The sequence below is a fragment of the Limnohabitans sp. Jir72 genome, assembly GCF_003063575.1.
Taxonomy (GTDB): domain Bacteria; phylum Pseudomonadota; class Gammaproteobacteria; order Burkholderiales; family Burkholderiaceae_C; genus Limnohabitans_A.
The window spans coordinates 38046-50342 of sequence record NZ_NESC01000016.1 but is presented as its reverse complement, the minus strand read 5'-3'; the positions used below and the strand labels follow the sequence as shown (position 1 = coordinate 50342).

Genomic DNA, 12297 nt, shown 5'->3' with positions numbered 1-12297 from the left:
GTGGTCGCTCAAGATCAGGCGGTGCACACCGCCCGAGTGCTCAAAGTGGTAGTTGATGCCCCACTCTTGCATGAGGCGGGTGATGAATTCAAAGTCGGTTTCGTTGTACTGCACGCAGTAGTCGCGAGTCGGATACGTTTCGATCAGGCGCACTTCGGCAGCAAAGGCGTAGTCGGCCAAGACGGCGCGGATGACTTCAACCGGGGTTTGGTCTTGAAACACTTTGCAGTCAGTCGTCAGCGTGGCCAGGTGCAGCCAGGGGCGCAGGGTGAGCGCATACAGGGCGTGGCGGCTGTCGGTGCCCAGGTGGCGGGCGGCGGTGATGAGGCCAGAAAGTTCGCGAACGCCTGCGCCCAGGTTGGCTGCGCCCAAGTTGCCCGCCAAGCCCGCTACAAAGCTGCCGTGCCCGTCCAGAGCGATGGCACAAGTGATCTCGCGCCCGACCATGTCGTGCAGGGGGAAGTTGCTGGCGTCGTTGGCGGCAAACTGCAAGGCGTCGGGGCTTTGCAGGATGAGGGTGTACTCAAAGAGGGTGTTGACGGCCTCATGGCCCGAGAGCTTCAGGGGCACCAAGGCGGCAGCGCCGGCCACTTGGGGGATGGCGGGGCTGGTGATGGTGAGGACGCGGGGGGATGGAAAGAAATTTGGCATATCGAATCTGCAAACCTGAACGGAATTCGAGATTAGATACCAAAGTAAACATACAAAACAGCAGAAATTTCAAAGAATCATGACGCAGGGGCAAAAGTACTGGGAAATGAACCTTTGTAGCAATACGCTGGTGCGACGTTTTGGACATCAACCCCAGGCGCACCAGCCACCCCGGCGCGGTGCCACCCAACGTGCGCACGGCGCGGCAGTGAAGTAGACCAAGCCACGCCACGCGCTCACCCTGTTGGTCTTGAGCCATGGAGGAGCCTTACCCCGTGCGCGATTTTGCGCAAACCACAAACCATCGCGCACGGGGTGCGGCTCCTACAAACTCAAGGCGCGTCAATGCATCAAGCCGCCGGATCTTGCCAAGCCGGGTGCTTGGCCATGATCTGCGCATAAGCCTGAGAGCCTTCAAAAGCAGTCAGCCAGCCGCTCAAGCGGCCCCAAGGCTGCGCCGCAAACCAGACCGGGTCGGTGTGCGCGAACTGCCGCACAAAGGGCGCCAGCGCCGCATCCGTCAGGCCCCAATGCGCGCCTGAAAAAAAGGCCTGCTGCTGCAAACGCGCATCCAGCTGCGCCAGCCACTGGGCGCCCAAGTCGCGATCGGTCACGCCACTGGCCAGGCCCGAGCGCTGCGGGTATTTGTAGCGGTCCAGCCGCTGCTTGAAAGGCCCATCGTTGAACGCGATGTCTTGCAAAGCTCGTGCCAAAGCATCGCCCTGCGGCAGCCAATGCATCGGGTCGTTTTGCGCCAGCGCCCACAGCATGATGTCCAGGCTCTGATCGATCACCTGCGAATCGGCCGGCAGCCACAACACCGGCACCGTGCCCTTGGGCGACAAAGCCAGCATGGATGCGGGCTTGCTTTTCAGCACCACCTCGCGGTGCTCGTAAGCCACGCCGCTGACCTGCAAAGCCAAGCGGGCACGCATGGCGTAGGGACAGCGGCGGAAAGAATACAGGATGGGGGAGGGCATGAGGGGGAATGATAGGGCTTGCGTCTGGTGCCCAGGCCAATTCAGTTAGAGTCCCGTCCATCCTCCAATCCGAGAGCGGTCAAGTCCGTGAACCCCTCTCTGTCCTTTGTCATTCCCTTTGGCCGACCAAGACCCGACCCCCACCGCCCCTCTTTCTGTTGAACACGAGTTACGCCATGTGCGCGCGCTCATGCAACTGGAGCAACAGGAAGACCAGGCGCAGTTCAAGCTCAAAAATGCCAGTGCCAGCATCAAAGAGCGCCGTCGGCGTGGCCTGACTTGGTACCCCGTCACCATCACCCAAGAAGACATTGGTTTTGGGGGCAAGGTGGTGCTGGAGCTAGAACGCCCGGCGCATCGGCAAGACCTGCATTTGTTTCAGGTGGGGGCGGCTGCGGCGCTGTTCAGCAGTGCGCCCGGCTACTCTGGGCCTGACCGGCCCGTGGTGAGTGGCGTGGTCACCCGCGTGCGGCGCAACAAGCTGCTGTTGGCCACCACCAAAGAAGCGCTGCCCGACTGGGTGCTGGACGGCAGCACGCTCAACGGCAGCACGCTCGGCATTGACCTGACCTTTGACGAGGTGAGCTACCGCGAGATGAACCAAGCCCTGAGCGCGGTCATGGCCGCACACGGCAACCGCTTGGCCGAACTGCGCGACGTGCTGCTGGGTGCCAAGGCAGCCCGCTTTCGCGAGCCCCAAGCCGACGACCTGTTTTACCCCAGTGCGCTCAACGACTCGCAGCTGGCGGCGGTGCGCCATGTGGTCACGGCGCAAGACGTGGCCATCATCCACGGCCCGCCCGGCACGGGCAAAACCACCACGCTGGTGCAGGCCATTTTGGAAACGGTCCGGCGCGAGCGGCGCGTGCTGGTGTGCGCCCCCTCGAACACCGCCGTGGACTTGCTGACCGAAAAGTTGGCCGAGCGCGGTGTGAATGTGATCCGCCTGGGCAACCCCAGCCGCGTGTCGGAGCTGCTGCTCAAGCACACGCTCGACGCCGGGGTGATGGCCCACGCCAGCTACGCCAAGATGCACGCGATGCGCCAAACCGCCGAACAGCACCGCGAGACGGCCAGCGAACGTGTGCGCAACTTTGGTTTTGAAGAGCGACAGCGCCGCCAATGGCTGCGCGAAGAAGCACGCACGCTGCGCCAAGCCGCCGACGATTTAGAGCGCTTCATGACCGAGGACGTGCTCGAATCGGTGCAGGTCATCACCTGCACGCTGGTGGGCGCCAGCCACCGCCACATTCGCCACCTGGGCTTTGAGACCGTCTTCATCGACGAAGCCGCCCAGGCCTTGGAGCCGGGTTGCTGGATTCCCATTGCCAAGGGCCAGCGCCTTGTGTTGGCGGGCGACCACCACCAGTTGCCGCCCACCGTGAAAAGCGAAAAAGCCGCCCGTGAAGGCCTGCGCGAAACCCTGTTTGAAAAGTGCATCCAGCGCCAACCCAACACCGCCCGCATGCTGACCACGCAATACCGCATGCACGCGCACATCATGGGCTTCAGCTCCGAGAAGTTTTATGGCGGCCAACTGGTGGCGCACGCCAGCGTGCGCCACGCCGACTTGGCCGCCTATGACTCACGCTTTAATTCCCCGCGCTTCAATGACCCGCGCTTTGCACCCGACCTGCCCGTGGAATTCATCGACACGGCGGGCTGCGGCTTTCAAGAACTGGCCATCCCCGAAAGCCGGTCAACCGCCAACCCCGAAGAAGCCCACTTGCTGCTGGAGCGCCTGGCGCAGCTGCTGGCCCCACTGCAGACACCCTGCGAACCCACCGACCCAGACCAGCGCCCGCTGACCATTGGCGTGATCGCACCGTACCGCGCCCAAATCAACTATTTGAAAGACGCCATCGAAGACAGCGCCGTGCTGAATGATTTGCTGCTGCAACGCAGGCTCAGCGTGGGCACCGTTGATTCATTTCAGGGCCAAGAGCGCGACATCATTGCCATCACCTTGACGCGCAGCAACCCCCAAGGCGAGATCGGCTTCCTGTCTGACATCCGCCGCATGAACGTGGGCATGACCCGCGCACGGCGCAAGCTGCTGCTGGTGGGCGATTCGTCCACGCTTTGCAGGCATCCGTTTTTTGGGGAGTTGTTGGCTTATGTGAAGGGCGTGGGGGGCTACCGCACGGCGCATGAGGTGGCCAGACTGAACTGAAACAGAGATGGCCCTTGCTGAGAAGTCAGCGCCTCAATCTATGCGCCCTTGGGCACCTTTGATTTCACCCGCACTTTGGGCTGGCTCGGCGGTGCCGGTTGGGGCGCATCCAGCAAATCTGGCGAAGGTGCTGCGGCCAGGTAGTTGGTTTTGCTCACCACTTTTTTGCCCGTCTTCGCCTCTAGCGCTTTGCGGGCGTTGCCGGCAATCTTTCCGCCCTCTTTGGCGGACGTCCGGTTCTCATCAAAACCCTGTGCGTCGCTGCGGCGGGCAATTTCGGTGGTGCTGGCTTCGCCCAGCATGGTGAAGATCAACTCCAGGTCGGTCATGTGGTCGCGCAGGTTGTTGCCGGTCTTCACCGCATCCAGGCCTTTGAGCTGGCTGTGTTCGACGGGCGTTACGCCAAAGGTGGCGCGGGCAATTTCGGCGGTGAGTATTGAATACTCTTTGCCCTCGGCCACGCCGCGTGCTTTCCACTCGTCGGTCAGCTCCCCGCGCACGGAGATGGAGCGCAGCCGCTTCTCGATCCATGCCTGCGGGTAACCCTTGGCCTGATAAAGCTCGCGGGCACGGGCGCTGGCCAGTTCGGGGTTTTCTATTTCTTTGACGCGCTCGTAACCCACCTGCGCCAGCCAGCGTTTGAACGGCTCGGCCTTGGGCGACGGGATGGACTGGATGATGCGGAATAGTCCTTCGGTGTTGGCGCAATTCACCCGCTGTGCACCGCCTGCCGTTGGAACACGAAGGGGGGTGGCAATTTGCCCCCACCCTTTGGCAAGCTCCGGGTCACGACGGCGCAGGTCTTTCACGTAGCCCTCTGGCTGCACCGAATCGGTCAGCACCCCCACCACGTCAACAATGGCAAACCACCATTCCTCGTTGTGCCAGACACGGCGAATGGTGGTTTCCTGGAATACCGCGATGTGGTGCGCGGGATCGTTGGGGGTGGTGATTTTTTTCATATGGCTCCCTGAAGGGCTGTAATTTTATACAGCTGTTTGGGATTGCTGCAACCGCTATTTCTTCCCTCAGCGATGGAGGTATGGAACTCGCTGGAAACCATTGTCAGAAAACTGGCGATTGGCGTTTATGCAGACTTAAAACCGCAGGCAAATAATTGCGACGCAAGCTGTTGCAGCTGGTCGCGCATTCGGGGCTTATGCCATCCAGTCTTCAAGCTTCAAACCCGGCACCCGCTTGAAGTGCCGTGTGTTGTGGGTCACCAAGGGCAGGCCCAGCGCCAATGCATGCGCGGCGATTTGGGTGTCCATGTCGCCAATGGGCTGCCCGGTTTGCTGCAGGTGGGCGGCAATTTCTCCATAGCGGTCTGCGGCCTCCAGCGTCCATGGCAAAACGGGCAACTCATTGAGCATCAAATCAATGGTTCGGCGGCGTTTGTCTTCGGCTTGCAGCAGTGCTTGCCCAAACCGTGTTTCGGCGCGGGTGATGGCGGAGATGGCGATCTCCTGCTTTTTGAGCGCTACCAACATGCGCGTTTGCAGCGCGGCAGAACTGTTGCGTGCAAAGTAGCCCAAGATGTTGGTGTCGACCAAGTACTTGATCACTTGCGGGCCTTGGTTTTGGCGGTGCGTTTAACGGAGGCTTTGGGGGCTGTTGGCGTATCCCAGTCCGCAAACGGATTTTTCGGTGGATTGTTTTGCCGACTGGAATCCGACAAAAAGTCGTCTGGTAATGGGTTGGCTGTAATGGCAGACATCAGCGCATCCAGCCGACGCTGGCGCAAGGTTTCCGTGTCCTTGGGCTTGAGCGTGATCTCCCCAGTCACCTCGTTGCGAGCAATCCACATTTCATCAACATCCACGCGAAAAGCCTTGGGCAAACGAATGGCCTGGCTGTGGCCGTTGGTGAAAACTTTGGCGGTAGCGAGCATGGCACCCTCCTTGGAATGTATCTATGAAAACGTACCTACTTTATCACCAGCCGAGTCATTCAGTCAAAGTCAGCCGAGGTCGGCTTCCTGTCTGACATCCGCCGCATGAACGTGGGCATGACCCGCGCACGGCGCAAGCTGCTGCTGGGGGGCGACTCGTCAACGCTTTGCAAGCATCCGTTTTTTGGGGAGTTGTTGGCTTATGTGAAGGGCGTTGGGAGCTATCGCACAGCGCATGAAATGGCCAAGCTGACCTGAATCCGTGATGTCCATTGCTGTGAAGTAGGCGCGTTAAGCTATCGGATGGGAATTGCCTGTGTGCGGTTGTAACGCCTGGAGGAATCGAAATGAAAAGCTTGAAAGACCTGAAAGCCCAACTGCTGGCCAACCCCGCCGTTCGCCAAGCCTATGACGCACAAGCGCCCGAGTTTGAGCTGGCCCGTGAACTGATTGCAGCACGCACGAAAGCGGGCTTGACGCAAGGCGATGTGGCCGCACGCATGGGCACGACCCAAAGCGTGGTGGCACGCATCGAAAGTGGCAGGGGTACGCCATCCATGCGAACAGTCCAACGCTTTGCAAGTGCCGTTGGAGCGCGTGCTGTGGTGCGCATGGAGCCTTTGACGGCTGCATGACCCGCTGCCGCAACGCAGGCTCAGCGTGGGCACCGTCGATTCGTTTCAGGGCCAAGAGCGCGACATCATTGCCATCACCTTGACACGCAGCAACCCCCAAGGCGAGATTGGCTTTCTGTCCGATATCCGCCGCATGAACGTGGGCATGACCCGCGCACGGCGCAAGCTGCTGCTGGTTGGCGATTCGTCCACGCTTTGCAGGCATCCGTTTTTTGGGAGTTGCTAGCTTATGTGAAGCGAATGGGGGCCATCGTAAGGCACTTGGGATTGTCATGCCGACGTGATGCTGTGATGGCCATCGTAGCGAATACGCCATGCGAGTTTGCTCTGAACGGCTTGGCTGACTAATCATTAAGTGACGGACGGGCGACTCGGTTTTACCCCGTGATGGAAGGATGGGCCGAGGACGCTGTCATGTTGAGCAATCGCTATATGCTTGACTTATCCTGCGAAGAGTGGCGATTGACATTTTGAACATTGAGCGTACTTGTTATCCGTTTTGTATTCCCCTTGCCAATAGATATTTTTCGCTCCACAAAAAATGCACCTATGTTGGCCATTTTCAAAGCGCGAACCTGGGAAAGAATAGTATTCTGGGGAGGAAAGCCAGCGATCGGGATTGATAGAAAACCCTAGAGATAAGACTGCCATCACAGTGAATGCCACCACCACTGCTATGCCTAGGTGTAGAAAATAGCTCGCAAGGGCAATAAGGCCAAATATTAAAAAAAGACTCCACACAAGCGGGTTGCGTTTAGCAGCCCGTAATGCCAGTTCTTTGCGGTAGTTGTCATAAGCTTCGCGGCCATTATTGGAAAGAACGTGCTCTGCGAGTCTTCGTTGTTTCCGTTCAGCCTCCTCCTCAAGCCGCTCAGATCGTTTGCGGATCTGTCGGCCACAGTTGGAGCAATATGAAGCGCCGGAAGGCAGTTCATGACCACAATCGTGACAAAGCCTTTGTTGTTTATTCATCTTTTCCTCCGAATTTTGTAAATTTCGACAGCTATCGCGACACTCAACGTAATTTATTTTGAAGAACCCGGGGTGCAGCTTGTACAGCCAGCAAGCTGGTGATGCGTTGGTACAGATCGAACAGAAAGGCCACGCGTTCGGCGTCGGAGGCGTAGGACTTTTTGCCGCCGCTGGGTTGGTAGGCGGCGTCTACGGCGGTGTCTAGTTTTTGGTGGGCCTTGAGCAGGGCCGGGGGCATGGTCAGCGGGTCGTAGAGGTCGGCCAGTGACGAGCTTGCAAATTGGGCACGGGCGTCGAGCACGCATTGGGCGGCTTGTTCGATGGCTGTGCGGTGTTTGTCGCTGAGTGCCTCGCCAGCGAAGCCGGGCCAGGGGTAGTTGTTGTAGACGATGGTGTTGGAGTAGCTGTAATCGCTTTTCAACCGTCCACAGGTGTATCGCATCCAGGCGTTGTGCATCGTGCTGGTGAGCACGCCAAAGGTGAACAGTGAGGCGTCGTCGACAAAGAAAATTTTGTCGCCGCAGATGACGTCACTGTCCAGATAGCCGATGGGGATGAATTGGCGGCGTTCGGAAGAAACTTTCGGGATGGCCAAATAGCGTTTTGATTTGGGTTGGCGAATTTCACCGAACAACGTGGGTGTGCTGGCCAGGGACACAGTTGCAGCTTTGGTGCTGGCTTCGCGCATGGCGCGTACACCTTCGACACGCTTGAGCACATGGGGCATGGCGCGAAGTTCCGCTGGTGGGATGTTGACCAACCACAAACACCAGCGGCCGATGTTGTTGATGAATTCATCGCCCATTAAAAATGGGCGAATCCATTTCGCGGCTTTGGGTTCGATAGATATCAACTCAGCTTTTTCTTCATCGCTCAGGAGGAGGTTTCCACCGTCGGTTGCTTTGCCGCCATTGGCCATAGCGCTGACGTTGCAAACTGGTGTTGTTCGCTTATTCAAAAAAACGTTTGGCGCATCCACCAAATATGCGTTGATGCGCTTGACAGGCACGGCATGCGGCAGGCCTTTGATGTCCTCGTATTCGAAGATGGTTTTGACGGCTTGGTTCTCGGGACCAAAGCCCACGATCACGCAATGCACAGCTGCTTTGCCGCTGGCTTCGTTGCTCCACTGAAACGTACGGTGCGCAAAGTGGGTGTGCATGCCCAGGCGCCGCATTTCGCCCCAAAGCACGGCCACTTGTTCGCCTTGTGTGATGCTGTTGGTCGACACAAAGGCGGCTTGCGTACCCGTGCGCCCCTGCATGTATTGCGCGGCCAGCACATACCAGCCGCACACAAAGTCCAGATCACCCGCGCCGTGTATGCCGTGCATCACGGCAGCCAAGTCGGCTTTTTGTTCCTTGCTTTGGTAGGTCTTGCCCAAGAACGGCGGATTGCCCAACACATAGCTGCACCGCTCCGCAGGCAGCACCTCGTTCCAGTCCAGCCGCAGCGCGTTGGCGTGGCGTATTTGCGGTGAGCTTTTGAGCGGGATGCGGGCAAAGTACAGGCCAAACTCCACGCTCACGCGCAGGTTCATTTGGTGGTCCACCAGCCACATGGCCACTTGGGCAATTTGCGCCGGAAACTCTTCGATCTCGATGCCAAAGAATTGGTCCACGTTCACGCCGATCAGGCCATGCACGTCCACCGTCAGCTGGCCTTTGTGGGCGCTCAGTTCGTGGTCGGCCCGCAGCACCTTCAGCTCCAGCTCGCGCAGTTCGCGGTAGCTGATCACCAAGAAGTTCCCGCACCCGCAGGCTGGGTCAAAAAACGTCAGCTGGCGCAGCTTTTTGTGAAACTCAAACAGCTTGTTGCGGTGGCCTTTCACGCGCTCAAACTCGGCGTGCAGTTCGTCCAGAAACAGGGGCTTGATCAGCTTGAGGATGTTGGCCTCAGACGTGTAGTGCGCGCCCAGGTTGCGTCGGGCTTTTTCGTCCATGATGCTCTGAAACAAGCTGCCAAAAATCGCCGGGCTGATGGCCGACCAGTCGAGCGCACAGGCGTCCAGCAGGGCTTCGCGCATGGCGGTGCTGAAGTCGGCCATGGGCAGGGTTTCTTCAAACAGGCGGCCGTTGATGTACGCAAACTGGCCCAGCTGTTCGTCGATGTTTTTGCTGCGCTGGCTCTCGTGCGTGTTGAGCACCTGAAACAGTTGCCCCAGGCGCGGCCCCAGGTCCGAGCCGTCCGGCGCGGTGCGTTCTTCCACAAAGTCTCTGAACGATTGCGCGGGCTGAAAGATGCCCGTGTCGTCGGCAAACAAACAAAACAGCAGGCGCACCAGCAGAACTTCGAGCGCGTGGCCGCTGTAGCCGCTGGCTTTCAGGGCGTCGTGCAGGCGGCCCATGCGTTCGGCGGCCTTGATGTTGACCGGGTCTTCCGAACGGATGTCTTGCACCTTGTAGCCCGCCAGCAGGCCAAAGAGCTTGACGTGTTTGTGCAGGTGCTTGAGCTCAAACTCCACGGTCTCGCCCGTGGCCAGGCGCCGCACCCGAAAGCGGGCAAAGTCGCACACCACCACCAGCTGGGGCAGGTCGCGCTCGGGCAGGTTGTGCAGGTAGCCAATGGCTTGGTCCACCGCGTCGTCCAGGTTTTTGCCGCGCGACTTGTGCTCCACCAACAGCACGCCGGGCCAAAACAGGTCCACAAAGCCTTGTGCACCGCCGAGCTTTTTGACGTTCAGCTCAAAGGTGGCAACGCGTTTGTTGGTGATGCCAAAGATTTCAAAGAAGTCGATCCAAAAGGGCTTGGCTTGGCTGTCTTCGTTGCAGGCGTCGGCCCAGGTTTTGCTGAAAAGCAATGCCCTGGATTTGATTTCGTTCCAATTAAGACCCATTTGGTACTCACAAAATGAGCTGGGATCGTAACTGAAAGTATTCGGTTTTCTGGCGGGGTGAGTGCCAGAGGTGTAACGGTATGGGGTGTGGCCTGGCTCATACAGGCCCCTAGGGCGCAGCAGCTGCCTCTATGCAAAGCATTTCCTACCGTGTCTTCACGTATGGCACAGGCCCCGGGGCTGGGTAGCATCGGTCTCATTCTTTTGACCTTTTTGAGCCTGCGAGATCACCATGCGATTGACCACCACTGCTTTGCTGGCGACGAGTTTGCTCACCGCCTGCGCCATGCCCCAAACACCTTTGAGCCCCGAACCCATCGCCGTGGTGGCGGCGGGCAGCTTGCGCGAGGCGATGACTGAAATTGCCAGCGCGCACGAGGCCCGCACCGGTCAAAAACTGGCCTTGTCTTTTGCGGCCTCTGGCCTGCTGCGCGAGCGCATCGAAAAGGGCGAGGCGGCCCAAGTGTTTGCCTCGGCCGACATGGGGCATCCGCAAAAGCTGGCTGACGCCGGCAGCTGGAGCCCGCCCCGCGTGTTTGTGCGCAACCAGCTGTGCGCGCTCACCCAAGCCAACTTCAATTTGACGCCCGAGCATTTGCTGAGCGCTTTGCTCGATCCGGCCGTGCGTGTGGGCGCCAGTACCCCCAAGGCCGACCCGGCCGGTGACTATGCTTGGGCGCTGTTTCGCCGGGCCGATGCATTGAGCGCTGGCGCTTACGCCACGCTGGACCGCAAGGCCTTGCAGCTGACCGGCGGCCCCACATCGCCCAAACCACCGGCAGGTCGCGGCGCCTACGCGTGGGTCATGGACCAGGGGCAGGCCGATGTCTTTCTGACCTATTGCACCAATGCCGTGGCGGCACAAAAAGAGGTGCCGCGCTTGAAGATCGTGGCCGTGCCGCCCAATTTGCAGGTGTCTGCAGACTACGGCCTCACCGTGCGCCGTGGCACCCACCCGGCGGCACAGGCCTTTGCCGACGCTTTGCTTGCGCCAAGCGCACAGGCGGTGTTTGCACGGTATGGGTTTGGGAGTCCTTGAGTTGATTTGGTGAGGTCAAGGGCGGACGGGCTTGTTCGGGGCCGGGGGCCATGAATTACCCACTTTTATCTTGAAAAAGATAAATTATCTTTTTCAAGATAAAAGTGGGTAATTGGGTTGAGCTCCACAGTTGTGCAAAGATCCCGCATTTCCCCCCCATTCAAGGAGACCTTTGTGAACCACGATCTGATTCAGGATGCCCAGGCTTTGCTGGGCAAGAACGCGTTTGACGGCAGCACGCGCCGTCAGGCTTTGCAGCTGGCGCTGGGGGCCGGGGTGGGCGTCGGGTATGCCGCTGCGGCGGGTACGGTGATGGCGCAGACTGCCATCAAAACGCCTTCAACCGGCTTGGTCTCGGGCGAGGTGACCATCGATGTGAATGGCTTCAAGATGCCCGCTTATCGCAGCGCGCCTGCGGGCAAGACCAATTTGCCGGTGGTGTTGGTGATCTCCGAAATCTTTGGCGTGCACGAGTACATCGCTGATGTGACGCGCCGCTTGGCGCAGGCCGGTTACATGGCCATTGCGCCCGAGCTGTTTGTGCGCCAGGGCGACCCCAGCGCCTACGGCGAGATCGCCAAGCTGCAGTCCGAAATCATTGCCAAGGTGCCCGATGCGCAGGTGATGGGCGACCTGGACGCCACCGTGGCCTGGGCCGCTGCCAATGGCGGCAACACCGACAAGCTGGCGATCACTGGTTTTTGCTGGGGTGGGCGCATCACTTGGCTCTATGCCGCGCACCAGCCCAAGATCAAGGCGGGCGTGGCCTGGTATGGCCGTTTGGTGGGGGCAGCAACACCCCAGACGCCGCAGCACCCCGTGGCGCTGGCCGCACAAATCAAGGCGCCGGTGCTGGGCCTGTATGGCGGTGCCGACACGGGCATCCCCCTTGACACGCTTGATAAGATGAAAGCCGAACTGGCCAAGAGCACAGCCGCTGGCAAGGCGAGCGAGTTTGTGGTTTATCCTGAGGCCCCGCACGCTTTTCATGCCGATTACCGGCCCAGCTTCCGCCAGGCGGCGGCCGAGGACGGTTGGCAGCGATTGCTGGCATGGCTCAAGCGCCAAAGTGTGGCTTGATGAATGCATGAAAAACCGCCCTTCGGGGCGGTTTGTTTTG

13 protein-coding genes are annotated in these 12297 nt (G+C 59.5%); 6 read left to right on the top strand and 7 right to left on the bottom strand.

Annotated elements, in window-relative coordinates:
- Positions 1 to 651: type VI secretion system Vgr family protein (locus B9Z52_RS16700; RefSeq protein ID WP_199222127.1), on the bottom strand; the 651-nt coding region annotated here is incomplete at its 3' end.
- A gap of 350 nt (positions 652 to 1001) precedes the next feature.
- Positions 1002 to 1631 (bottom strand): glutathione S-transferase, encoded by a 630-nt coding sequence (locus B9Z52_RS16695; protein ID WP_108414983.1) that lies wholly within the window; start codon positions 1629 to 1631, stop codon positions 1002 to 1004.
- 106 nt (positions 1632 to 1737) lie between these two features.
- Between B9Z52_RS16695 and B9Z52_RS16690 the strand changes: the two genes are divergently transcribed.
- Positions 1738 to 3804, top strand: coding sequence for an AAA domain-containing protein (locus B9Z52_RS16690; RefSeq protein ID WP_233252001.1), 2067 nt, complete (start codon positions 1738 to 1740; stop codon positions 3802 to 3804).
- Positions 3805 to 3842: 38 nt separating this feature from the next.
- Here the strand turns inward: B9Z52_RS16690 and B9Z52_RS16685 are convergent, their stop codons facing one another.
- The 3 genes from B9Z52_RS16685 to B9Z52_RS16675 form a co-directional block, all read right to left on the bottom strand.
- Positions 3843 to 4766, bottom strand: a complete 924-nt coding sequence (locus B9Z52_RS16685) for a Bro-N domain-containing protein (RefSeq protein ID WP_108414981.1) — start codon at positions 4764 to 4766, stop codon at positions 3843 to 3845.
- Positions 4767 to 4961: 195 nt separating this feature from the next.
- On the bottom strand, positions 4962 to 5369 hold the full coding sequence (locus B9Z52_RS16680; protein ID WP_108414980.1) for a type II toxin-antitoxin system VapC family toxin: 408 nt from the start codon (positions 5367 to 5369) through the stop codon (positions 4962 to 4964).
- Positions 5366 to 5695: an antitoxin gene (locus B9Z52_RS16675; protein WP_108414979.1), complete on the bottom strand. Its 330-nt coding sequence runs from the start codon at positions 5693 to 5695 to the stop codon at positions 5366 to 5368. Before B9Z52_RS16675 ends, B9Z52_RS16680 begins: the two co-directional genes overlap by 4 nt.
- A 42-nt stretch (positions 5696 to 5737) precedes the next feature.
- Here B9Z52_RS16675 and B9Z52_RS16670 point away from each other — a divergent pair, with 42 nt between their 5' ends.
- The 3 genes from B9Z52_RS16670 to B9Z52_RS16660 all read left to right on the top strand — a co-directional run bounded on the left by B9Z52_RS16670 (position 5738) and on the right by B9Z52_RS16660 (position 6556).
- Entirely contained in the window at positions 5738 to 5953 is a 216-nt protein-coding gene (locus B9Z52_RS16670; protein ID WP_108414978.1) for an AAA domain-containing protein, read from the top strand.
- Between the two features lie 89 nt (positions 5954 to 6042).
- Positions 6043 to 6330 carry a helix-turn-helix domain-containing protein gene (locus tag B9Z52_RS16665; protein ID WP_108414977.1) on the top strand — a complete coding sequence of 96 codons (288 nt, stop codon included), beginning with the start codon at positions 6043 to 6045 and terminating at the stop codon, positions 6328 to 6330.
- A gap of 25 nt (positions 6331 to 6355) precedes the next feature.
- Positions 6356 to 6556 (top strand): AAA domain-containing protein, encoded by a 201-nt coding sequence (locus B9Z52_RS16660; protein WP_199222126.1) that lies wholly within the window; start codon positions 6356 to 6358, stop codon positions 6554 to 6556.
- A 215-nt stretch (positions 6557 to 6771) separates the two neighbouring features.
- Here the strand turns inward: B9Z52_RS16660 and B9Z52_RS16655 are convergent, their stop codons facing one another.
- Complete coding sequence (locus B9Z52_RS16655) at positions 6772 to 7302, bottom strand: zinc ribbon domain-containing protein (protein WP_108414976.1); 531 nt, start codon at positions 7300 to 7302, stop codon at positions 6772 to 6774.
- A 43-nt stretch (positions 7303 to 7345) separates the two neighbouring features.
- The gene (locus tag B9Z52_RS16650) at positions 7346 to 10138 is read right to left on the bottom strand and encodes a DNA methyltransferase (protein WP_108414975.1); all 2793 of its coding nucleotides are present in this window, start codon (positions 10136 to 10138) and stop codon (positions 7346 to 7348) included.
- 232 nt (positions 10139 to 10370) lie between these two features.
- On the opposite strand from B9Z52_RS16650, the gene B9Z52_RS16645 reads away from it, so the two are divergent.
- Positions 10371 to 11177, top strand: coding sequence for a molybdate ABC transporter substrate-binding protein (locus tag B9Z52_RS16645; protein WP_108414974.1), 807 nt, complete (start codon positions 10371 to 10373; stop codon positions 11175 to 11177).
- A 174-nt stretch (positions 11178 to 11351) separates the two neighbouring features.
- Positions 11352 to 12257 carry a dienelactone hydrolase family protein gene (locus B9Z52_RS16640; RefSeq protein WP_108414973.1) on the top strand — a complete coding sequence of 302 codons (906 nt, stop codon included), beginning with the start codon at positions 11352 to 11354 and terminating at the stop codon, positions 12255 to 12257.
- Positions 12258 to 12297 lie beyond the last annotated feature (40 nt).